The 22,519-nt window shown below is 62.2% G+C and carries 20 protein-coding genes; 9 read left to right on the plus strand and 11 right to left on the minus strand.

Going from position 1 to position 22,519, the window contains the following annotated elements; all coding sequences use genetic code 11:
- Positions 1-29 precede the first annotated feature (29 nt).
- Together K3762_RS14870 and K3762_RS14875 are read right to left on the minus strand one after the other, a co-directional pair.
- On the minus strand, positions 30-668 hold the full coding sequence (locus K3762_RS14870) for a response regulator transcription factor (RefSeq protein ID WP_260010285.1): 639 nt from the start codon (positions 666-668) through the stop codon (positions 30-32).
- A gap of 1 nt (position 669) precedes the next feature.
- Positions 670-3,186: a PAS domain-containing protein gene (locus tag K3762_RS14875; RefSeq protein WP_260010287.1), complete on the minus strand. Its 2,517-nt coding sequence runs from the start codon at positions 3,184-3,186 to the stop codon at positions 670-672.
- Positions 3,187-3,470: 284 nt separating this feature from the next.
- On the opposite strand from K3762_RS14875, the gene K3762_RS14880 reads away from it, so the two are divergent.
- Complete coding sequence (locus K3762_RS14880; RefSeq protein WP_132444230.1) at positions 3,471-3,692, plus strand: hypothetical protein; 222 nt, start codon at positions 3,471-3,473, stop codon at positions 3,690-3,692.
- A 12-nt stretch (positions 3,693-3,704) separates the two neighbouring features.
- Here the strand turns inward: K3762_RS14880 and K3762_RS14885 are convergent, their stop codons facing one another.
- Complete coding sequence (locus tag K3762_RS14885; protein WP_067622839.1) at positions 3,705-4,310, minus strand: helix-turn-helix transcriptional regulator; 606 nt, start codon at positions 4,308-4,310, stop codon at positions 3,705-3,707.
- A 111-nt stretch (positions 4,311-4,421) separates the two neighbouring features.
- On the opposite strand from K3762_RS14885, the gene K3762_RS14890 reads away from it, so the two are divergent.
- The 3 genes from K3762_RS14890 (at position 4,422) to K3762_RS14900 (ending at position 7,661) form a co-directional block, all read left to right on the plus strand.
- A complete protein-coding gene (locus K3762_RS14890) occupies positions 4,422-4,559 on the plus strand; it encodes a hypothetical protein (protein ID WP_162931873.1) in 138 nt (45 codons plus the stop codon).
- Positions 4,556-5,419 carry an alpha/beta fold hydrolase gene (locus tag K3762_RS14895; RefSeq protein WP_132444229.1) on the plus strand — a complete coding sequence of 288 codons (864 nt, stop codon included), beginning with the start codon at positions 4,556-4,558 and terminating at the stop codon, positions 5,417-5,419. The genes K3762_RS14890 and K3762_RS14895 overlap by 4 nt, the downstream gene beginning before the upstream one ends.
- Before the next feature lie 169 nt (positions 5,420-5,588).
- The gene (locus K3762_RS14900; protein WP_260010290.1) at positions 5,589-7,661 is read left to right on the plus strand and encodes an ATP-binding protein; all 2,073 of its coding nucleotides are present in this window, start codon (positions 5,589-5,591) and stop codon (positions 7,659-7,661) included.
- Between the two features lie 60 nt (positions 7,662-7,721).
- Here K3762_RS14900 and K3762_RS14905 read toward each other — a convergent pair whose 3' ends face one another.
- Positions 7,722-8,576, minus strand: coding sequence for a fumarylacetoacetate hydrolase family protein (locus K3762_RS14905; protein WP_067622831.1), 855 nt, complete (start codon positions 8,574-8,576; stop codon positions 7,722-7,724).
- A 293-nt stretch (positions 8,577-8,869) separates the two neighbouring features.
- Between K3762_RS14905 and K3762_RS14910 the strand changes: the two genes are divergently transcribed.
- Positions 8,870-10,459, plus strand: coding sequence for an ATP-binding protein (locus K3762_RS14910; RefSeq protein ID WP_260010292.1), 1,590 nt, complete (start codon positions 8,870-8,872; stop codon positions 10,457-10,459).
- Positions 10,460-10,824: 365 nt separating this feature from the next.
- Entirely contained in the window at positions 10,825-11,814 is a 990-nt protein-coding gene (locus K3762_RS14915) for an IS1595 family transposase (protein ID WP_260010294.1), read from the plus strand.
- A 239-nt stretch (positions 11,815-12,053) separates the two neighbouring features.
- Here K3762_RS14915 and K3762_RS14920 read toward each other — a convergent pair whose 3' ends face one another.
- The gene (locus tag K3762_RS14920) at positions 12,054-12,941 is read right to left on the minus strand and encodes a LysR substrate-binding domain-containing protein (protein WP_132444226.1); all 888 of its coding nucleotides are present in this window, start codon (positions 12,939-12,941) and stop codon (positions 12,054-12,056) included.
- 118 nt (positions 12,942-13,059) lie between these two features.
- Here K3762_RS14920 and K3762_RS14925 point away from each other — a divergent pair, with 118 nt between their 5' ends.
- The 3 genes from K3762_RS14925 (at position 13,060) to htpX (ending at position 15,101) form a co-directional block, all read left to right on the plus strand.
- On the plus strand, positions 13,060-13,764 hold the full coding sequence (locus K3762_RS14925; protein ID WP_120351790.1) for an SDR family oxidoreductase: 705 nt from the start codon (positions 13,060-13,062) through the stop codon (positions 13,762-13,764).
- Positions 13,754-14,002 (plus strand): DUF6552 family protein, encoded by a 249-nt coding sequence (locus tag K3762_RS14930; RefSeq protein WP_132444225.1) that lies wholly within the window; start codon positions 13,754-13,756, stop codon positions 14,000-14,002. Before K3762_RS14925 ends, K3762_RS14930 begins: the two co-directional genes overlap by 11 nt.
- A 175-nt stretch (positions 14,003-14,177) precedes the next feature.
- Positions 14,178-15,101 (plus strand): zinc metalloprotease HtpX, encoded by a 924-nt coding sequence (gene htpX / locus K3762_RS14935; RefSeq protein WP_132444224.1) that lies wholly within the window; start codon positions 14,178-14,180, stop codon positions 15,099-15,101.
- A 7-nt stretch (positions 15,102-15,108) separates the two neighbouring features.
- Here htpX and K3762_RS14940 read toward each other — a convergent pair whose 3' ends face one another.
- From K3762_RS14940 to K3762_RS14965, 6 genes are all read right to left on the minus strand, one after another.
- The gene (locus tag K3762_RS14940; RefSeq protein WP_132444223.1) at positions 15,109-16,152 is read right to left on the minus strand and encodes a siderophore-interacting protein; all 1,044 of its coding nucleotides are present in this window, start codon (positions 16,150-16,152) and stop codon (positions 15,109-15,111) included.
- A 60-nt stretch (positions 16,153-16,212) separates the two neighbouring features.
- Positions 16,213-18,309: a TonB-dependent siderophore receptor gene (locus K3762_RS14945; protein WP_132444222.1), complete on the minus strand. Its 2,097-nt coding sequence runs from the start codon at positions 18,307-18,309 to the stop codon at positions 16,213-16,215.
- 97 nt (positions 18,310-18,406) lie between these two features.
- Entirely contained in the window at positions 18,407-19,231 is an 825-nt protein-coding gene (locus K3762_RS14950; RefSeq protein WP_132444221.1) for an ABC transporter ATP-binding protein, read from the minus strand.
- Positions 19,228-20,259 carry an iron chelate uptake ABC transporter family permease subunit gene (locus K3762_RS14955; protein WP_132444220.1) on the minus strand — a complete coding sequence of 344 codons (1,032 nt, stop codon included), beginning with the start codon at positions 20,257-20,259 and terminating at the stop codon, positions 19,228-19,230. Before K3762_RS14955 ends, K3762_RS14950 begins: the two co-directional genes overlap by 4 nt.
- Positions 20,256-21,257, minus strand: coding sequence for an iron ABC transporter permease (locus tag K3762_RS14960; RefSeq protein WP_132444219.1), 1,002 nt, complete (start codon positions 21,255-21,257; stop codon positions 20,256-20,258). The genes K3762_RS14955 and K3762_RS14960 overlap by 4 nt, the downstream gene beginning before the upstream one ends.
- On the minus strand, positions 21,257-22,225 hold the full coding sequence (locus tag K3762_RS14965; protein ID WP_260010311.1) for an iron-siderophore ABC transporter substrate-binding protein: 969 nt from the start codon (positions 22,223-22,225) through the stop codon (positions 21,257-21,259). The genes K3762_RS14960 and K3762_RS14965 overlap by 1 nt, the downstream gene beginning before the upstream one ends.
- Positions 22,226-22,519: the final 294 nt, after the last annotated feature.

The following is a 22,519-nucleotide window of genomic DNA, read 5'->3' on the forward strand; positions in this document are numbered from 1 at the left end:
CCCCGGTGGTCCTGCACTGCCGGGGCTTTTTACGCGCGCTCGCTGTCTTCGGCTGAGGCGGGCGGCGCATTGTAGATATGAAAGCGCACCAGTTCCGCGACCGAATTCGCCTCAAGCTTGCGCATCACCCGCGCGCGGTGCACCTCAACCGTTTTGATGGAGATATCCATCTCACTGCCGATCTCACGGTTCGAGAGCCCCGCCACCACCCGTTCAAAAACCCGATGCTCTTGCGGGGTGAGCCGGGCCAGCAGCTGCGCATTCTCTACCTCGGCCTCTTCGCCCTTGCGCCGCGCGGCATCGGCCTGAAGGGCGGTGTTGATGAGGTCGAGCATGTTCTGGTTGTTGAAGGGTTTTTCGATGAAATCCACCGCGCCTGCCTTCATCGCCGTCACGGCGGTAGAGACATCGCCGAAGGCCGTCATCAAGATCAGCGGCACTTTGATCCCCCGCGCATTCAGTGCCTTTTGCAGTTCCAGCCCGCTCATCCCCGGCATCCGCACATCGCTGACGAGGCAGCAGTTGCCACTGTCCTCATAGCTGTCGAGGAACGCGGCCGCCGATGCAAATGGAATCGCGCGCAGCCCGACAGACCCCAGCAACCACACCAGAGACTCCCGCACCGCGGCGTCATCATCAACGACGTAAACGATCCCGTTTTCTGACATTTTACTTTTGCACCTCCAGCGGCAGACGCACGCTCAGGCAGGCCCCCTCTGCATCGGATTTCGTCACGGCGATTGTCCCGCCATGCGACAGAACGATCGTTTCGCAAATCGCCAGCCCCACGCCAAGCCCCTTGTCCTTGGTCGAGCGGAAGGCGCTGAAGGCCGTCTGCGCAGGCATGTCCGGGGCAAATCCGCGGCCCGCATCGGCCACGTCGATCACGATCTCCTCCGCCTCGCACCGCGCAGAAACCGAAACTTCGGCATCAGGGCGACCCGCTTCCCGGCAGGCATCAATGCCGTTCTTGATCAGGTTGATCAAAAGCTGCTCAATCTCGATCCGGGCGCAGGTCAACTCGACCTCCCCACATTGATCGTCGATCTCCACGGCGACGCCGGTGGCCGAGCTTTCCGGCTGGATCAACAGTTGCACCGAGCGCAGGATATCTTCGAAGCGCACCGCATGGCGGTCGGCATCGTCACTGTGCAGATAGTTCGACATGGACCGCAGGATGGCGCTGGCCCGTTCCGATTGGCTTTGCATATTATTAAGCACGGCGATCATATCCTCTCTCTCAAGCTGGTCGTTCTTGGCCCGCAACACACAGCCTGCGGCAAAATTGTGAATAGCCGCTAAAGGCTGGTTCAATTCATGGGCGATGGCAGCGGTCATCTGGCCCAATGTCTCGCGCCGGTTGAGCAGTTGCAGCGCCGTTTCATGGCGGTGCAACCGCTCTTCGCGCTCGACCTTTTCGGTGATGTCGGATGCGATGGTCAAAAGCCCGCCTGCGGCCACGGGGTAATCCGTCACCTCCAACCAGCGCCCCTTGGAAGACCGCGCACGAAAGAACTTGGCCGGGGTGTTGCGCCGATCGCGCCGCTGCTCGCTCCAGCGGACCTTGCCTTCGGCGGTCGTGGCCAGTGTGCCGGTTCGCGTGAAATGCGCGAGCAACTCATCAAAGTGCTTTCCGATGATGTCGCCGTCCATCCCGGCGTAGGTCGCGCGGTATTCCTCGTTGCAATAGACCAAGCGGTCGTTGCTGTCGAAAAGCGCCACCATGGTCGAGATGGTCTCAAAAGCCAGCGCCAGCGCCTCCAGCGCGCTTTTGCGCTCAGTCTCGGCCATGGCGATTTCGGTCATGTCGAAACAGGTGCCGCGATAGCCTGCCAATTGAGCGTGGCTGTCAAAAAAGGGTTTGCCCGACATGTCGATTTGCCGCGCCCGCCCATCCCCGAGGGGCAGAACCAACCGCAAGTCCCGGAACGGCGCCCGGGCGGCCAATCTTTGCTGAAGCTGGTCGAAATCGCCTTGGTCTTGCGCCAGATCGGCCTCGGCGAGGGTCTTGCCCAGAGCGAAAATCGGGGTTTCCGCATCGGTTTGACGGCCCCCGCCGGACAGGAAGGTGAACCGCCCATCGGCGTCCATCTCCCAGACCCAATCGGTCGCGCTTTCGGTGAAATCGCGAAACCGGGTTTCGCTTTCCACCAGATCGGTGAGGACGTTCTGCTGATCCGTAACATCTTGGATCGCGGCCAAAAGATGCACCTGACGCCCCCGGTTCAAGCGGCGAATGCAGGTGCGCGCTTCGATCTGGCGACCGTTGGCGGCCAGAAACTTTACATTCTCGACCACGTCGCGGGGGCGGCTGCCAGCCATATGCAGGTTGTTGCGGATCGTGGCGCGGCTGCGCGGCTCGACAAAGCTTTGGCCCTGCTGCCACATCTCGCGCAGACTCTGCGCATCGCGGCCCAAGAGCGCCTCCACCTCGGGAGAGACATCAACCAGCGCGCCCTCTTGATCCCATTCCAGATAGCCCACCCCCGCCACCTCAGCCGCGAGCGCGTGTTTCGCCGCGCTGACCTCTGCGTCATGCACCGCGTCCTGCGAGGCGGAGCGGTCCATTATCATCACCAGCACCCCCACCACCTGCCCCCGGTCGGATAGGGGCTGATAGATCGCCGCCCCTTGGGAGCGGGCCAGAACCGGGCGCGAGAAATCGAAACGCCATGTGACCTGCCGCCCGGCCAGCGCCTTTTCGAGGTTGTCCGACACCTCCTCCAGCAGGTCCGGCGGGATAATCTGCGACAGGTGTTTGCCCACGATCTCATCGGCGGATTTCCCAAAGGAGGCGCTATAGGCATCATTGACGAAGGCATAGGTCATATCCGGTGTCAGAAAGGCCGCCTGCACGGGCACATCGTTCAGTAAATCGGGCAGTTTCCTGCGGGTCTCATCGGAGTTGGCGCTGCCCTGAAGCTTGCGTCGGTTGCGCATCACGCGCCAAACCTGCGCCACCAGAACGGCAAACGAGGCGACCGCAAAGACCAGTTCGACCGGGTCGCTATAGGCCCCGCCGCGCGGCGCAGACGCCAACACCACGGCGATATACATCGACAAAACCGCGATCTCGCCAGCCACGGCAAACCGGTTTACCGCATCGCCAACCTGCTTTGCGATCATCACGCCGGACAAGACGATTCCGCACAGCGCAATCAATGTGAACGCCGCGACCAAGCTCATGCGCACCTCTACTTTCCCTTGAAACCTCGGCTTTTTCCGCCGCTCTGTCTATTGGGGGAAACCCTGACAGGCGGTCATTAACCATGTCTTCGGATGCAAATACGACCGACTGAAATGATATCGTGAAAATATCTGCCTCAATTTCAGCACCTTGTTCGCCCCTGTAGGGGATAACCCTGATTTGGCTGGGGCTTTGCCCAATTGGCGTCGAAATTCGGGCTCGGTACTCTGTGCCCCACCACGGAATTGGCCGTGAGATTTAAGCTCAATATTCGGATTAGCCAGTGACAAATAGTGAAACCCCAGACTCGCATCCCTTTGAGGGAACGACGAAACAGAGCAAGGCGCCAACCAAAGCCGATCTGATGGAGATCCGCAGCCTCTACGCTCAGGCCGACGCAATGGCCGAGGCTGCCGAGAAACCCGACGATGAGGATCAGCCCCACGCGGCGGCCCCGCCCCCGGCGCAGTCAAAACTGCCCGACAGGCAGAGTGATGCGGGCTGAGCGCCGGGCGCGTCACTTAGAACTGTTGGACACCACATGATCGCTGTCGATGCCGCCCAACGAATGAAACAGGCCAGAGGTATTGCTGACGCCGAATTTCTTGAGCAGTTTCGCGCGGTACACTTCGACCGTCCGGTGCGAAATATCGAGGTTGAGCGCAATTTGCTTGCTGGTCAGCCCCTCTGCCAGATGGCTCAGGATCTCGCGCTCGCGCCGGGTAAGCGGCAGGTAGGGCCGCTCGGCGGAGAGGTCGGCAAAGCTCCAGACCGCGCGGTCGAGCGGGCGTTCGGGCGTGAAGGAATGGCCCCGCACACGGCACCAAAACAGGCTGCCATCGCGCCGCGCCATGATGCGTTCGTCCCAATAGGTGTTGGTCTTGCGCAACTGGTCCACGCCACGGTCGCGGATGTTTACGAACTCTTCATCCGAGGGGTAGAGAATGGCGAAAAGCTGGTCGCGCAGGTCGGCGCGCGCATAGCCGAACATTTGCGCAAAGGCATTGTTGCAATCGCGGATGCAGCGGTTCTCGGTCACCACCAGCCCGATGGGCGCATGCACAAAGGCAAGCTCTGCAAAGCGCCCCGTCTCGAAGCAATCATCGGTACGTATTTCCACCATCTTGCTCCGTTTATTTCTTTTTCGGATGCTGAAAACTTAAGCTAGTCGACGGGGGGAGACGGCGCAACATGGCGCTGGCCCGTTTAGGGAGGATACCATGAAGACACGCAGATGGATCGCCGCCGTTCCATGACCAAGCTGGCCCCGGTCGCACAGGTGCGGAGACCGCCGCTGTCGCAATTCACCGACGGCGCGGATGGCAGCACCAACCGCGCGCTGAACCTGATACAGAAAGGCGCGCGCGGATGACCTCCCCCCGTTTCCATTTCATCCCCGTCATGGGACACGAAATCCATGTCACTGAATGGGGCGAGCGCAAGAACCCTGCCTTGATGATGCTGCACGGTCTCGCCCGCACCGGGCGCGACTTTGACGAAGTGGCCGCGACCTTGTCGCAAAATTTCCACGTGCTCTGCCCCGATATGATCGGGCGGGGCCGGTCAAGTTGGGCGGCCAGCCCTGAGGCGGAGTATTCGGTCGAACATTATGCGCGCATCGCGACAGGGGTGTTGGATCACTTCCAGATTGAGCGCGCCGCGTGGTTTGGCACCTCTTTGGGCGGCATGATCGGGATGCACATGGCTTCGGGCCCCGAGACCGCGCGGGTCAGCGCCTTGGTGGTGAACGACATCAGCCCCGAACTGCCCGCGACGGCGGTGAACCGGATCCTCTCCTATGTGGGCAGCCTGCCAGACTTTGGCAGCTTTGCCGAAGGTGAAGCGTGGCTGCGCCAGACCTATGCCCCCTTCGGCCCGGCGGCCGATGCCTATTGGCGGCGCATGGCGCGGTCTTCGCTGCGCCGCCGGGGGGACGGACGGCTGACCCTGCATTATGACCCGCGCATCACCGTGCAGTTCACCGCCTCAGCCCATGAGCTTTCCACTTGGGACCGTTGGGACCGGACCACCACGCCCACGCATCTTTTGCGCGGCGCCCGGTCGGACCTGTTGCTGCCCGAGGCTGCAGAGCGCATGACCCAAAGCGGCCCGCGGCCCGGGATGAGTGAATTCCCCGACTGCGGCCACGCGCCCAATATGTCCAACCCTCAGGATATCGCCCTTTTGCACCGCGTTTTGGTTGAATTGCTGGGGCGATCGCCCCAAGGATAAAAGGCGTCACTTGCAAATTTGACGCTGTTGCCCAGCATTTGTCTGCATCCGGGTATTTTCCTTGCGTCAACAAAGCCCCCTGCAGTCTAATACCCCAAGGGCGTATTCGGCACTAAGAAGGCCGGAGCGCGGAGGGCGGAGGACAGAGACCGATTTGGGCAAAGCCGGCATGGAAAAAATGAGAAATGCGCTGTCTCAGCGTGCGAAACGGATTATCGTTCTGGTCGTGTTGTGCGGCGTTGTCCTGGGCTTTGGCCACCGGATCGAGACCCTGTCATATCAGACCTACATGCAGAATCTGGAGCTTGATACCACCTTAGAGCTGATCGAAGTCCGCGAACAAATCCGCGCGGATATCTTTGACCAGATCCTGAAGCTGCGTGAGTTGGCCACGGTCATCAGTGAGAACCCCACAATCACCCAGTCCGAATTCAGCGCCCGCGCGGCCGAGTTCATGGCCGAGAACCCGGATGTGATTAACCTCGCCGTGGCCCCCGATCTCGTCGTGACGATCGTCCACCCCTATGAGGCCAATCGCGGCGTGCTGGGGCTGGACTACCGCCAAAACGCGGCGCAACTGCCCAAGGTCGAAGAGGCCCTCCGGACCGGCGAAGGGTTGGTGACCGGCCCGGTTGATCTGGTGCAAGGCGGGCGCGGGCTGATCCTGCGGCATCCGATCTTTGATTCAACCAGCACCGCCGCCGCCCCGAACGAACCTTGGGGCATCCTCTCCATGGTTGTGGATTACGACGCGCTCGTCACGCAGCTGCGCATCCCCGAACTGACCGAAAAATACGATCTGGCCATCCGCGAGCTGACCCCCGAGGGAGAGATCGAACAGACGATCATCGGCGACCCCGAGATGACTTTGATCGACCCCATCGAGCTCGACTTCAACTTTGCTTTCGGCGCTTGGCAATTGGCCGCCACCGTCAAAGGCGGCTGGCCAGAGCATCGTCCCGACTTCTGGCTGAACTGGATTTTGCGTCTGCAAGGCGCCCTAGGGGTCACCATTTTTGCCTGGTATATCATCGGCTTGGCCGAGAACCGCAAACTCGCCGAAGAACGTCTGCGCACGGGCGTCGAGGCTTTGGACCATGGTTTTGTCATGTATGACGCCAAGGGTATTTTGGTGCTTTGCAATGAAAAATACCGCGAAATCCACAACTATAGCGAGGTGGTGAAGCCCGGATCATCCTATGAAAAGATTGTCCGTGACAGCATCCGCCGTGGGATCGTGCCCGATGCCATCGGCAAGGAAGAAGAGTGGATTCGCGTCTGGTTGGAAAAACGAGAGAACGGCGCTTTTGAAACCGAACAGCGCATGCCCGATGGCCGCATCATCCGCACCTCGGACCGGCGGATGGAGGACGGCAGCGTCGTGGGTTTGCGCATTGACGTGACCGATCTGAAAAAGGCGCTGCTGACCGCCGAAGACGCGAACAAGGCCAAGACCGACTTCATGGGCGTGCTGAGCCATGAGTTGCGCACGCCGCTGACGGTCATCTTGGGCCATGTCCGCCTTGCGCGGCATTTCGACCGCACCCCGGCAGCGCGCGATCTTCGTACCGCTATTGAGGAAGACCCCAAGACCCGTGAAACGCTGGCGCCCAAACTGTCCGCCACGATGGGCAAACTGGGCGATATCATGCAAACGGTGGAGCGTTCGGGCAATCACCTGCTGACCCTGATCAACGAGGTGCTCGATTTTGCCAAGATCGACGCAGGCAGCCTTTCGATCGCGATGGAACCAGTGCAGATCGACGATATCGTCACCCCTACCGCCGATCAGCTACGCCCGATGATCGAAGACAAGGGGCTGGAGCTAAACGTGAAATCGGCAACCGGCGTGATGCTGGCGGATGGCAAACGCATCCAGCAGGTGTTGATCAATCTGCTAAGCAACGCGACGAAATTCTCGGACCAAGGCACCATTTCGCTAACCTGCCGCATCCGCGGGGAAGTGGTTGAATTCCGCGTGACGGATTCGGGCATCGGCATCCCGGAAAACGAGTTGGAGCGCGTCTTCGAGCCCTTCCATCAGGTTGATTCCACCGCCACCCGCCGCTTTGGCGGCACCGGGCTGGGCCTTGCGATTTCACGCGATATCGCCACGGCCCATGGCGGCAGCCTTGTCGCCACCAGCATCATGGGCAAGGGCAGCAGCTTTTTGCTGACCCTGCCCCTGCGTCCCGCCATCGCTGTCGCCGCCGCCGAAGCGCGCGCGGCCGAGGTCGCCTAGACACCCGATCCTGTCACCCGCCATCGCCCTCGCCGGTGGCACCCGTGGCGGCTGGCCCCTTCAACGCACGGGCAGCCGCTCCACCACCTGCTCTTGCTCGCCCAACCCTTGGACGCTTAGCCGAACCCGGTCGCCGGGGCTAAGGTAGCGTGGCGGTTTGAACCCCATGCCCACGCCCGGTGGGGTGCCCGTGCAGATCAGATCGCCGGGCTCTAGCTGGATGAATTCGGACATGTAGGAAACGATCGTCGCCACATCAAAAACCATCTTCTCGGTCGTGCCGTTTTGCAGCCGTTCTCCGTTGATCTCGGCCCAGAGCGACAGTTTGCCGGGATCGCCCACCTCATCGCCCGTCACCAAAACCGGCCCTGTGGGGCAAAAGTTGGGAAAGCTCTTCCCCTTGACCCATTGCCCGCCCCGTTCGGCCTGCCAAGCGCGTTCCGACACGTCATTGACGACGCAATAGCCCAGCACATGGTCCAGCGCTTGATCACGGCTGACATTCAACGCGGTATGGCCGATCACCACGCCCAACTCGACCTCCCAGTCGAGTTTGCTCATCTCTTTGGAGTAAAGGAGCGGATCATTCGGCCCGCAATAGGTGCGGCTGGCCTTGGTGAACAGGATCGGCTCGGTCGGCACGTCCATGCCCGATTCCGCCGCATGGTCGGAATAGTTCAACCCCACGCCCCAGATGTTGCGCGGCTGGCTGACCGGTGCAGCGATACGCTGGCCTTGGGTCTCGACCAGCGGCAGACTTTCCAGATCGACGCCATCCAACATCTTGCGCAATGTCGGAATGGTTTCGGGCGTGAAGTCTGGCACAAGGCTGCTGACATCCCGCGCCTGCCCTGCCGCATCCAGCACCACCGGCGTTTTTGCCCCGTCCCGCGCCCCGTATCGCATCAATCGCATGGTCAACTCTCCCCTTTGGCGACCCTCGTTGGCGGTACCATAGCCATAGAAACGGCGATGACCACCGCTTTGCAAAGGTCACCGGTTTCTGCCCTCCTGAGGCAGGACTTGCCGCGCTTAGCCGCCCTCTCCCGTCCGATAATCCACAATTATCTGCATTACCGGGGTGAAAAGCCCCATTCTTGCCCCAATTCACCCGCTGCGGCATTGGCAGCAGAGCGTGAGGGGGATACCTTGGGTCAAACATCTGCCTTCTCGCCAAGTCAGGTGCAAAGACCACGACAGAGGCAATAATGAACGACTTTTACAACGCTTTGGCGGATTTCGATGATCCGCTGCGGCAACTCTATATGCTTGCTGTCGAGCCTGATCTTTCCGTCGAAGACAAAATCGCCAAGCTCTTGCAACTGGGCACAGAGGCGCTTGGTCTTGAACTCGGCATCGTCTCTCGCGTGGATCATCCGGTTTACGAATGTGTCTATGTCCACGGCCCTGACTGGGCGCCTGCCCCCGGCAGCACCTTTGACATCAATGGCACCTATTGCCTGCACACGCTTGCCAATGCCGATGTGACCTCTTTCCACCACGCCGGTCAGCAAGAGATTTCGACCCATCCGTGTTATAAGAATTTCGGTCTGGAAAGCTATATCGGGGCGCCGCTGAAAACCGGGGACACGCTGTTTGGGACGTTGAACTTTTCCGGCACCGCCCCGCGCCCGGCCCCGTTCAGCAAGGCGCAGAGCCAATTCGTCCAATTCCTCGCCCGGTGGCTGAGCAGCGAGCTGTCCCTGCAATCCGAACGCCGTGCGCTGCGCGAACAGCGCGGGCTGCTCAAGGCAATGGTGGATGCCGTGCCCGAGGCCATTATCATGGCCGACCCCAACCGCCGCGTGGCGCTGGTGAACCCGGCGGTCGAAACCCTGTTCGGCTATGCCCCCGACGCGCTTTTGGGGCGGCAGACGGCCGTTCTCTATGAGACCCTTGGCAGCTATGAGCGCATAGGCGAAGAGCTGTCAAATGCCAGCACGGCCAGCACGCAGGGCGCGTTTTCCGTTGCCTGCCGCCGCGCCGATGGCTCGACCTTCGAAGGCCAAGTCGCCACTGCCAAGGTCGAGACCGATCGCGGCGAACATCTGGGCTATCTTGGGGTGGTGCGCGATGTCAGCGAACAGCGCGAATTTGAGCGCGCCAAGGATCAGCTTATCGCCACGGTCAGCCACGAGATGAAGACACCGCTGACCGCGCTTACCGGGGCGCTGCGCTTGCTTGAGGTCAGCCCCGGCGACCTGCCGCCGCAAAAGCGCAAGCTGCTGGAACTTGCGCTGCGAAACGCGCGGGCAATCGATCAGATGGTGGGGGATATTCTGGATGTGGAAACCCTGCGCAGACCGGATCAATCCGGCTTTTCTGAGCGCCCCTTGGCGCCATTGTTGGCCCAAGCCTCAGAGACCTTGGTCGCCTACGCCAAAGAGCGCGGTGTCGGTTTGGAAATGACCCCATCCGAGGCCCCCGCCCCGCTTTTGCGGCTGCACGAGGGGCGGCTCATGCGGCTGTTGTCAAACCTGTTGTCCAACGCGATCAAAGCCTCTGACGAAGGGGGCACGGTCCAGCTTGGCCTGTCGGAGGATGGCACCGGGTTTTGGGTCAAGGACCACGGCAGCGGCTTGCCGTTGGAGCTGCAACCGGTCCTGTTCGACCGGTTTTCCCGCGGGTCCAGCTACCGCGTCGAAGAAGGGCATGGGCTGGGCATGAGCATCGTCAAAGCCATCGTGGATCAGCACCTCGGCGAAATCCGTTTTGAAACAGCCGAGGGTGAGGGCACGACCCTTTTTGTGGATTTCCCCACTCTCAAAGGGCGGCCCGATGCGGTGGCCGCCTCCTGACGGCACATCGTAGGATCCCCAAACGCTAGACCAAGAGAGCCCGGAGCGCGTACCCCGTGCGGTCGGTCCCCGCGGGGGTGCTGACCACCGCCGCCAGTTGCGCACCACATCGGCAGCGTCGATATGATCGGGCAAAACCACCATAAGACCGCCCCGCGCGGGTCCGGATCGGTCGGGCTGGCAAGGCCAGCGCCACATCCTCATCCCAATGGGCGATGATATTTTCCGCCTCTACCCAATGACCGGATCGGCAAAGTGTTAAACGTGAAACCAAAAGGTTTAGTAGTGTCCGCATTTCGTGTTGGTAGCCATCGTTTTGCCAATAATGGCCAATATAGCCCTTCGCTTATGATGCGGAGGACCTTATGAAGCCACACGATTTTCGAAAACTGATCAAGCGCTTGGGAGATCTTAACCCGGCACAGGTCCAGGATGCGGAGGCCCGGATCACGGAGCTGCGCCGTAGAACTGAGGCTATTACCGAAATTGAGAGCCGTGGCCGGGCCAGTGGTAGGTGTCCGCACTGCCAATGCAGCGACCGAGAGAAATGGGGCCGCACAAGAACTAACATCCAGAGATACAGGTGTCTTGGGTGCGGGCGCACCTTTACCGGCCGCACTGGGTCAGAGATCCAAAATCTTCATCGCCCTGATCTTTTCTTGGAAGTGGTCAAAGATATGCTGGGAGACAGGCCGCCGTCTTCTATTCGTCAGTTATCTCGGCTTCTGGGCCTGAACAAATACACCGTTTGGCGATGGCGAATGATCATTCTGCGGGCGCTTTCTGGGGCGTCTTCGAGTGCCTTTGCTGGGATCGTCGAGGCAGACGAAACATTCCAGCGAGAGTCGCGTAAGGGGTCCCGTGAATGGGTGAGATACCAACAAAACAAGGGAAGTCATCCTAAGCCTCCTCGGCGGCGCTGGTATGAGTATGGTAAGAAGGGCATCCCAATGATGCGAGGTCTCTCGCGCTGGCAGTTGCCCATACTCACGGTGGCTGATCGCAGTGGTGCCCGTCGCTTCCAACTCGTGTCAGGCCGTTCTAACGGCACGATACATATGGCTCTTGCGCCAATTTTGGCACCGGATTCCGTGCTATGCACTGATGGAATGAAAGCCTACGCAGCGTTCGCACAGGCGAGCAGTATCGAGCACTTCGTCATCAAAACCAAGCCGGGACAGAAGACCGCATCTGCCACTCATCACATCCAGAACATTAACAACCTTCATTCGCGCTATGAGACCTTCATCAAGCCATTCAGGGGACCGGCGTCAAAGTATCTCGAAGGGTATTTGCAGTGGTTCATTGCCCGTATCGGGAAGGTGCCGCCCGGCGATGTCTTGCGCGCTGTCTAAACTTACCAACACGAAATGCGGACACTACTAAAGGTTTCGACAGACCGCTGAGCAGAAAGTGCAACGAGGGAAGGCCGTCTTCGGTGTGGGGTTGGCGCAATCAGCTGACCGAAGATGACATCGCCCCTTCACCCGCGCGGTCGAGCAATCCGAGCGCACATTGGACGCGGAGGAGAGCGAAAGCACTATGTTTTGGCAAGGGAGGACAGCTTCCTACGCCTGAAGGCCCGCGCGCCGGGCTAACCTGCCTCGCGTTTTGCCACCGTGCAAAGCCAATCGCGCACGATGATCGCAGCACTTGAAACCCCTTGGCGCGGAGAAAGCAGATAGAAATCCTGCCCGACCTCCATCACATGAGGCACCGGGCAAACCAACCGCCCCGCTTCAAGATCGCGCTGGACCAAAAAGCGGCTCGCCAGCGCCACCCCCTGCCCGGCGAGAGCGGCATCCAGACTAAGCGTTGTTTGGTTAAACCGAAGCCGCCGCGCTGGTTTTACAGCGCTATCAAACGCCTCTTGCGCAAAGCGCGGCCAAAGATCATGCGTATCGTGGAGCAGGGTCAGTCGCGCCAGACCCACCGCATCCAGTGGCATGCCGTCAGCCGTCAAACTGGGCGAGCAAACCGCCACAACCTCCTGCGCGAACAGCAGATCAGCCCGCAGACTGGCACCGAAAGGCGGACGCGCCTGACGCACGGCAAGGTCGATCCCATCCGCATGAAAGCTCGCCACCCGCTCCGTCGCCGTGATGCGCAGGTCGATGCCGGGATGGGCTTCGGTGAAGTCTGACAAGCGGGGGATCAGCCATTTCGACGCAAAAGTCGGTGTCACGCTGACCGTCACCCGCGCGGGCGCACTGCGCAGGGCATCCGTCGCCTCGCTCAACTGCTCAAAAGCCCGCGATACAGAGGCATGATAGGCCCGCCCTTCGTCGGTAAAGGCAAGGCCGCGCGGTTCGCGTAGAAACAGGCGCAGCCCCAGATGATCCTCCAGCCCGCGCACCTGCTGGGCGACCGCCCCTTGGGTGACGCCCAATTCATCCGCAGCGGCGCGGAAGTTCATATGACGCCCCGCCGCGGCAAAAGCGCGAAGGCCGTTCAGGGGCGGCAGTGGAAAGTCTGTGGGCACGATAGAATTCCTACAGTCATACGACAATACATCTGGCTGGCCAGCACAGCGTACCGTGCCTAATTAAAAGACCATAACACCGCAGCGCAATCGCTGCACAGCATATGGAGTATATCCGATGACAACAGAAAAAGTAGCCCTGATCACCGCAGGCGGCAGCGGCATGGGCGCGGGGGCGGCCCGCAAACTGGCCGCTGATGGCTTTAAGGTCGGCGTGCTCTCATCCTCCGGCAAGGGAGAGGCGCTTGGCGCCGAATTGGGCGGCTTTGGCATCACCGGTTCGAACCAATCGCAAGAGGCGCTGGCGCAGTTGGTGGATGGCGCGATGGACCGCTGGGGCCGCGTCGATGTGCTGGTGAACTCCGCCGGACATGGGCCGAAAGGCGACATCCTAGAGATGACTGACGAAGACTGGCACGGCGGGTTGGATGTCTATCTGATGAACGTGATCCGCCCCACCCGTCTGGTGACACGGATCATGGCGGCGCAGGGCGGCGGCGCAATCATCAATATCTCGACATTTGCCACCTTTGAGCCGGACCCGCTTTTCCCCACCTCAGGCGTCTTCCGGGCCGGGCTCGCGGGTTTCACCAAGCTCTATGCAGATCAATACGCGGGCCAAAACATCCGCATGAACAACGTCCTCCCCGGCTTTATCGACAGCCTGCCCGAGACCGAAGACCGCCGCGCGCGCATCCCCATGGGGCGCTATGGAACCGAGGCTGAAGTCTCTTCGCTGATCGGCTGGCTCGCCTCCGAAGGCGGCGCCTATGTCACCGGGCAGAACTGGCGCATCGACGGCGGGCTGACCCGTGGCGTCTGAGGCGATCGCGGGCGCGGCCCCTGCGCAGCTGGCGTTCTGGGTCAAATGGGTGGCTTCGGTGATCCAGATCCTTGGCTATGCCGCCACCGGCTTTGGCTGGACGCCTTGGAACCTCTACCTCTTTGTGGTGGGGGTTCTGGGCTGGCTGATCGTCGGGGTGCTTTGGAATGATCGGGCGATAACGCTGGTCCATCTCGTTGCCATGGCCGCGATGCTGGCGGGGATGGCGAGCCAGTAGCGGGCCCCTTGTTCTCTGCGGGATGATCCACTCGCCCCGCAGGAACGGCCCCGGCCTAACGGCACATCGCATCCGGCGGCGGGACCGTGGGCCAAACTCTCCCGCCGCCACTTGCCTTGCACAGCGCGAAAGCTGCCCCATATTTCCTATCAAAGGACAACCGCGAGAGACCAAGATGGGCTATGTAAAGACAGCGATGCTGATGGCGGCGATGACCGCGCTTTTCATGGGGGTCGGCTACCTGATCGGCGGATCGGGCGGTGCGCTGATCGCACTTGTGGTGGCGGCGGGGATGAACGCCTTTACGTGGTGGAACTCCGACCGCATGGTGCTCAAGATGCACAACGCGCAGCCGGTTTCCCCCAATGACCGCACCGGGCTTTATGCCCTCACAGCCGAGCTTGCGCGGAACGCGGGCCTGCCCGAACCGAAGGTCTATCTGATCGACACGCCGCAACCCAACGCCTTTGCCACCGGGCGCAACCCGGCCAATGCTGCCGTGGCAGTGACGAAAGGGCTGATGCAAAGCCTCAGCCGCGAGGAACTGGCGGGCGTCATCGCGCATGAACTGGCCCATATCCGCAACCATGATACCGCGATCATGACCGTGACGGCCACCTTCGCGGGTGCAATTTCGATGCTGGCGAACTTCGCCCTATTTTTTGGCGGCGCGCGTGAACGGATGGGGATGATCGGCACGCTGATGATGATGTTTCTTGCCCCCTTGGCCGCAGCGCTGGTGCAGATGGCGATCAGCCGAACGCGGGAATATGCCGCAGACAAGGCCGGGGCCGAGATCTGCGGCCACCCGCTCTGGCTGGCCTCAGCGCTTGAGAAAATCGCGATGGGCGCCGCGCGGATCGACAATCACGCCGCCGAGCGGAACCCGGCCACGGCGCATATGTTCATCATCAACCCGCTGCACGCGCATAAACATGACAGCCTCTTTGCCACACACCCGGCGACGGAAAACCGCATCGCGGCCCTGCGTGCGATGACGCCCACGGCGGCCCCGGTGCGGACCGAGAGCGCCCGCCCCACCACCAGCAGCCGTATCCCCAAGGCCGGCAGACGTGGTGACGCGGGGCCGTGGCGCTAAGCCGCGCTCAGCCCCGCCGCCAGTAAGCCGTGCAAATCTGGCGTGTCTTATCCATGCCGAGGGTGGTTTTGAAATGCCCCCGCAACTGCTGGGCGTTCCGGAACTCTCCGGCGAAAAAGGCATAGCCCAAACCGTCATCCGTCAGCGCCTGCGCATGGCCTAGCACCTCGGCCTCGAACGCGGCGGGCGGCAGCGCATGGACGCGCAGCTTGGTCTTGGGCAGGTAGTCGCGATAGGACACGCCACGCGGCAGGGCCGCCACCACATCGCCCACCGCATCCTCTGGCAGGCGCGCTAAAAGCTGCGCCACAGCGGGCAGCCCCGTGCCATCTGCGGCCAGAAAATAGGAGGAGGCTTCGGGCAAGGCGCTGATGCCCACCGGTCCCATCGCCCCGATCCGTTGCCCGGCATGGGCGTTCTGCGCCCATTGCGAAATCAGGCCCGATCCATGGCGCACCACGTCGATATCGACCTCTTCGCGCGCGGCGCGGATATTCTTGAGCGTGACATAGCGCGCGTGCAACTCATCCGCGCCCTTTGGCCAGACCGGCGCACCGTTGGCGCCCATCACGGGCCACACGGGTGCGCGGCTGGGATCGCGCGGCAGGATCAACCGCAGATGCAGCCCCTGCGCGGCGAGTTCGGCAATATCCGGGTAATGCAGGGTGACGCGCTGCATCCCCTCGAACAGGATTTCGCTGTTCAACACAGTCAGCAGGCGGAAGTTCTGCGGCGTGGCACCGGCCTCTTGCGAGATGCCCTGCCAGCGGATGCGATCGGCCAGCGCGAGATCAAACTCCGCCACGTGATGCACCATGCCCTCTTTCGAGAATTGCATGGCGTTTTCGCCGGGCGCTTGAAGGCTGACTTCCAGCCCCCGCGGGCAAAGATCGAACTCCACCCGGTAGCCGTCTTGCTCAAACACATGACCGGTCGCCCCTTTGGCGCGAAACGCCATGCCGTGGTCATCAACAAGATGCGACAGGATCTGCGAGAGCATCTCCTGCGGCGCGTCCATCGGGATGGTGGTCTTGGCTTTGGCGATGGTCATCTGGGGCTCCTCCCGGTCAAAGAAAAGCGCGGCACACGAGGGTGGTGCCGCGCTTTAGGCTCACCAGCTATGGGCCAGCTTCACGGTGACTTCACGGCCGGGGCTGTAGAAGTCAGCGTAGAAACCGCCGTAGGAGGTGTGCTTTTCGTCAAACAGGTTGGTGACATTGGCCGACAGGGTGGTCTGCTCGGACAGGTCATAGCTTACGGCCGCATCCACCACGACAAAGCTGCCCGTCTCGCCTGTCGCGTTGCTGTCGCTGTAGTAATAGCCGCTGTTGAACCGCGCGCCCAACCCGACCGTCAGATCACCATGACCAAGGTTTTCCCATGTCCGGCTGGCCCAGATCGAGGCGACATTTTCAGGCACCAGACCGGGGCGGTTGCCGACGTTGCCGGAGGTGCCGTTCTCTTTGATCTCGGCATCCAGATAGCTGTAGGCCGCGGTGAGGGTATAGGCGCCCATCTCGGCTTTGGCTTCCAGATCGATGCCGCGGACACCGATTTCACCGATGGTTTCCGGCTGGTTGGTCGCCGGGTTGGTGCGGGTGATGTTGCTTTTCGACAGGTCATAGACCGAGGCCGTCAGCAGCGCATTGGTGCCCATGGGCTGCCATTTCGTGCCCAGCTCAAACTGCTCGCCCTCTTCCGGCTCGACGCCAAAGCCTGCGGGCACGACCGACTGCGCGTAGTTCCCAAAGACCGAAACGTTCGGCTTGATCTTATAGGTCAGACCCACGCGGCCTGTCGTCTCGCTGATGTCGTTGGTCTGCACCGTACCGGCAAGGTTGTTGGTTTCGGTCACGTCGATCCAGTCGTGACGCAGCCCGAAGGAGGCGATGAAACGTTCGTTCCAGTTCAGCTCTTGCTGAAGGTAAAGCGCCTTGCCTTCCGTCTCTGTGTCGAGATCGGCAAAAATCGGAACGCTGGTGGGACGGCCTGTGTAGCTCGGGTTGTCGCGGTCAACCGACGGCGCCGCGCCATAAAAGCGCTGATCGGTCTCGTCGGACCACGAGAATTCGACCCCCGCCGTGGTGGTGCTGGCCGCACTGCCAAGGAAACCCTCATAGGTCAGATGCAGGTCGGAGATCATGTTCTCGCTCGTGCCGTCGCTGGCAAAGTACGCGCGGTCCACCATGCTGTCATTCGGGGTATAGTCGCTGACATAGGCATAGCCGAAGTCATCCGCGCTGTCGCTGTAGCGCAGGGTGCCGCCAAAGCTCAGCCCGTTGCCAAAGTCATGCGCGCCCAGAACGGAAACGGTGGTCCGTTCGGTGCCGCGGTAGTTATAGGCAGGCTCACCGTAGAACACGTCGCTGCGGTCAAAATCGCCGCCCGCCGGGAAACCACCGCTGCCGGGCACAGAATCGCGGTCAAGGTGATCGACGATCATGGTCAGCTCAGACGCATCGGAGGGACGCCATGTGAGGCCACCCATCGCAAAGATCTCGTCATTCTCGGAATAGGGGTACTCAAGCTCGCCGTTGCGCAGCAGGCCGGTGAAACGGTAGCTGAGCGTGCCTTCTTCATCCAGCGTGTCGCCGAAATCCACACCGGTTTCCAAGCTGCCGTAGGAGTCCACCGAGGTGTAAACACTGCCAAACCGCTCGTCGCGCGGGCGTTTGGTGACATAGTTGACCGAGCCGCCGGGGTCGGACAGGCCAAAGGTCGAAGACGATGCGCCCCGGATGACTTCCACACGCTCAAAGGCAAAGGGCTCTTCGCGGATGGCCCCAAAGTTCGGGCCTAATGTCAGCCCATCGCGGTAGGTATAGGCCTCGAACCCGCGCAGAATGAAATAGTCGAACCGGTCGTCCGCGCCATAGCTGTCGGTACTGGCGCCGGCGGTGTAGTTCAACACCTGCTCCACACTATCCGCACCGCGCGCCTCGATCTCGCGGCTGGTGATGACAGACACGCTGGCCGGGATATCAATGATCTCTCCCGACAGCTTGCCGCCGCTGCTGAGTTCGCTGGCGACCACGGTTTCGGCATCCGCCGCGCCTGAGGTTTGCGCGCTGGTCTCTAGGATCACGTCGTCCAACTGGTAGGTCGCTTGCGCGGAAACTGCGCCGGGCACCAGCGCCGTACAGCACAATAGCGCCGTCTTGAGAGAGCCGCGCCCTAGTTGCAGGGGAATGAATTTAAAAGAGGGCATGGCGGTCTCCGTAATAACCTAGTGAATCAGTCGGGATTTCCTTACCCCTATGATACGGAGGGCGCCAGAGTCAATCTGACTGATTTAGTAAGTTATTTTAAGCTGCGACTTCTTTTCGTGATTGCCCGATTTTATGGCGCCCGATCGGCACCATGCAGGGGGTCTGCGAAACGGGGTCGCTGACAATACGGCACGACAGGCCGAAGACGGCTTTCACCAGGTCCTCTGTCAGGACCTCAGCGGGCGGCCCCTCGGCGCGGATGCCGCCATCGCCCACGGCGATCAGGTGGTCGGCATAGCGCGCGGCGAGGTTGAGATCATGCAGCACCATGACGATCGTCGTGCCCTGCGCGGTGTTGAGATCGACAAGCAGGTCCAGCACCTCTACTTGATGCGCGACGTCCAAAAAGGTTGTTGGCTCATCAAGCAACAACAGGTCGGTCTCTTGCGCCAAGGCCATGGCGATCCACACCCGCTGGCGCTGACCACCCGACAGGGTATCAAGATCGCGCTCGGCTAGTTCTTCGGTCCCGGTCGCGGCGAGCGCGCGGGCCACGGCGCGGTCATCCTCTGCCGACCAGCGCGAGAATAGCCCCTGATGCGGATGCCGCCCGCGCCCGACAAGGTCGGCCACGGCGATCCCCTCGGGCGCGACGGGCGATTGCGGCAACAACCCCATGACCTGCGCCAGCTTGCGCGATTTCATCTGATGCACCGACTGTCCATCGAGCAGGACCGCGCCGGATTTGGGCTGCAAAATCCGCGCCAGCGTCCGCAACAGGGTCGACTTCCCCGAGGCATTGCCGCCCACGATGGCGGTGATCTTGCCCGCAGGCAGGGAGAGAGAGACATCCTCCAAAATCACGCGCGTTTCATAGCCCGCGCCCAGATTGCGCGTTTCAAGACGGTGGTCGTGGGTCATAGCGTGCCCCCATTTCTATTGGCGCGGACGATGAGATACAAAAGGAAGGGCGCGCCGACTGCTCCGGTGACGACGCCGACAGGCAAGCGCGCGGGCAAAAGGAACTGCCCCACGAAGTCACCCGCGATGACCAGCACTGCACCCACCAGACCGGCCGCCAGAAGCAATCCGCGGGACCCCGGCAAGAGCCGCGCCGCAATGGGCCCCGCGAGGAAGGCGACAAAGGCAATCGGCCCGGTCGCAGCCGTCGCGATGGCCACAAGGCCGACGGCGGCCAGTGTCACCCGCAGCCGCGTGGCATCGGCCCGCACGCCAAGGGCTTCGGCGGTGTCATCGCCAAGGCGCAGCACCTCCAAATCGCGGGCGGTAACGGCCAGCAGCCCTCCGAACACCAACAGCGCCCCGGCCACGGGCAGGGCTTGGACAAGCTGCATACCGTTGAGGCTGCCGGTCAGCCAACGCATCGCCTCGGCCCGGTCCCATGCGGGCGCTTCGAGCAAGACATAGGCTGTCACACTATCGAGCATGGCCGAGACGCCGATGCCAATCAGGATCAGCCGCGCCCCCGCAGCGCCGCGGCGCGAGGACAGCGCCCAGATCAGCGCCGCGACCCCAAGCCCCGCCGCCACCGCGACGAGCGACACCAACCACCCATCGAGGGCCAGAATAACGATGGCAAAGACCGCCGCCGCCCCCGCACTGGCGCTGATGCCGATGATGTCGGGGCTGGCCAGCGAATTGCGCAGCATGATCTGAAACGCCACCCCGCCCAAGCCAAAGCTGGCCCCAGCGAGCAGCCCCATGACCGCGCGCGGCAAACGCAACTCGGTCACCACGAAAACGGCATTCGCCTCCGGCGCACCGGTCAGCGCGGCCCAGACATCGCCCGGCGGCACGCAGCCCCGTCCGCAGCTGAGCGTCAGCAGCACCAAGCCCAGCACAAGCGCCGCCAGAAACCCCAGCACCTGAAGGCGGCCCGCCGCCACGGGGCGGGTGCTGCGCGGGGCGGTGAAGGTCACATCGCTCATAGCCCACGCATCCTGTGATTGCGCACCGTCCAGATAAAGAAGGGCGCGCCGACAAAGGCAGTGACGATGCCCACGTCCAACTCATTCGGGCGCGCGATGACCCGGCCTAGCACGTCCGATAGCCCCAGCATGGAGGCCCCCGCCAAGGCCGAGAGCGGCAACACCAGCTTGTAATCAACGCCTGCGATCATCCGGCACAGATGCGGCACCACCAGCCCGACAAAGCCAATCGGCCCGCAAAGCGCCGTCGCCGTGCCGCAGAGGATCACAGCCCCCGCCGCCGCCATGACCCGGCCCAAGGCGACGCTCTGACCAAGGCCGGTGGCAAGCTCTTCGCCCAAGGCCAATGCGTTGAGCACCCGGGCCGAGGCGAGGCTTAGCGCAAACCCGACCAGCGCGAAGGGCAAGGCGGGCAAGAGCGTCTCAAAGCTCGCGCCGCCGATGCCGCCCACCTGCCAAGATTGCACAGAGCCCGCGATGTCATTGCGCGGCAGGACCACCGCGATGATAAAGGCCGACACCGCCACAGAGGTCGCCGTGCCAGCAAGGGTCAGCTTCAGCGGGGTCGCCCCGCCCTGCCCGGCGGAGCCGATCAGATAGACGAAAACCGCCGTCACCCCGGCCCCGGCGATGCCGAGCCACAGAAAGCTCTGCGCGCCGCTGATGTCGAACCAAGCGATGCCCACCACGACGAAAAGCGCCGCGCCCGCATTCACGCCCAGAATACCCGGATCGGCCAGTGGGTTGCGGCTGATGCCCTGCATCACCGCCCCCGCAAGGCCAAGCGCGCCCCCCGCGAGAATGGCCAGCGCCGTGCGCGGCATCCGCACCGCGACCGCCGCAGCGCCGATGGTCTCAATCCGGCCGGTCATGCCCGCCCAGGTCTCGGCCCAAGGCACTGAACGCGCGCCCACGGTCAGCGACAGGCCGGTCATCAGCAGCAGCAGGCCCAGCAAAAGCGCGAGACCAGCCAGCCGTTGGGGGCGCTGCACCTGCATTATTCCCCGCGCGTGGCGGCCGCGCTCAGCCGTGCAAGATAATCGTCGAGCACATAGTCGATCGACAGCGGCGTCGGGTTCGCGGCGGTGCCCATCGGGTCATTCGCCAGTAGCACGACCGAGCCACGGGCGACGGCGGGGAAACGCGCGATCAGCGGGTTCTTGGCCAGTTCGTCCAACCGCGCCTGATCGCCATAGGTGACCACGACATCCACGTCTTCGAACCGATCGATCCGCTCGGCACTCACACGGCCCGAGTATTTCCCGGCCTCGCTGGCCTCGCGCACCGCTTGGGGCGTTGCCATGCCGATGTCGGTCAGGAACTGCACCCGCTGGTCGGCGGCGGCGTAGAAACCGATGGTGCTGAGGTCGCGCGGATCGAGGTGAGTGACGAACATCCCGGTTTTGCCAGCCAGTTCGGGATATTCTTCGCGGGCGGTGGCGATACGCTCTTCGATCTCGGCGACCATCGCGTCACCTTCTTCGGCCATGCCAAGGCCCGCCGCGTTCTGGCGGATCATCTCGCGCCATGTCGTCGTCCATGCGGCTTCGGGATAGGCGATGACCGGCGCGATGCGGCTGAGCGTTTCATATTCCGACTGCGACAGACCGGAATAGGCGGCAAGGATCACATCGGGCTGGGTGCTGGCCACGGCTTCGAAATCAATGCCATCGCCCTCGTCAAAAAGCGTGGGCACCTCTGCGTCCAATTCATCAAGCTTTTCGATCACCCAAGGCAGCAGCCCATCGCCATCGTCGTCCCCCCATGAGGCGCGGGCAAAGCCGACGGGCACGATGCCGAGCGCCAAGGGCACCTCGTGATTGGCCCAGCCGACAGACGCCACCCGTTCGGGCCGCTCTTCGATGATGGTTTCGCCAAAGGCGTGTTCAACGGTGACGGGAAAGTCCTGTGCCGAGGCGGCAGTCGCGCCAAAGGCCAAGCAAATGAATGACAATGTTCTGAGCACTGCGGCCCCCTTAATCCGATTCTTTTAGTAAACTATTGTCTGTTATGCCCCAGTGGGCGGGGATGCAACAGGGCAGTTCATCGGATCGTGGGGTTGGGCCGTGCCAAAGCGAAGGTGCGCGCGGTCGGCCCAGATGCGGCTGCGACAAGCGTGATAAACGCACAGATAGGTGAAACAGCCCCGCCAGACCGCCCGTATGCGCCCCCGGTTTCCCCCGAGGGGAGGGACAGGAAAACCGGTGGGGCGCATCGCTGCAAGTCTATCGAGGAGCCACTCCCTGGGGTAGGGGAACGG

The sequence above is a fragment of the Sulfitobacter sp. W074 genome, from assembly GCF_025142275.1.
Lineage (GTDB): Bacteria > Pseudomonadota > Alphaproteobacteria > Rhodobacterales > Rhodobacteraceae > Sulfitobacter > Sulfitobacter profundi.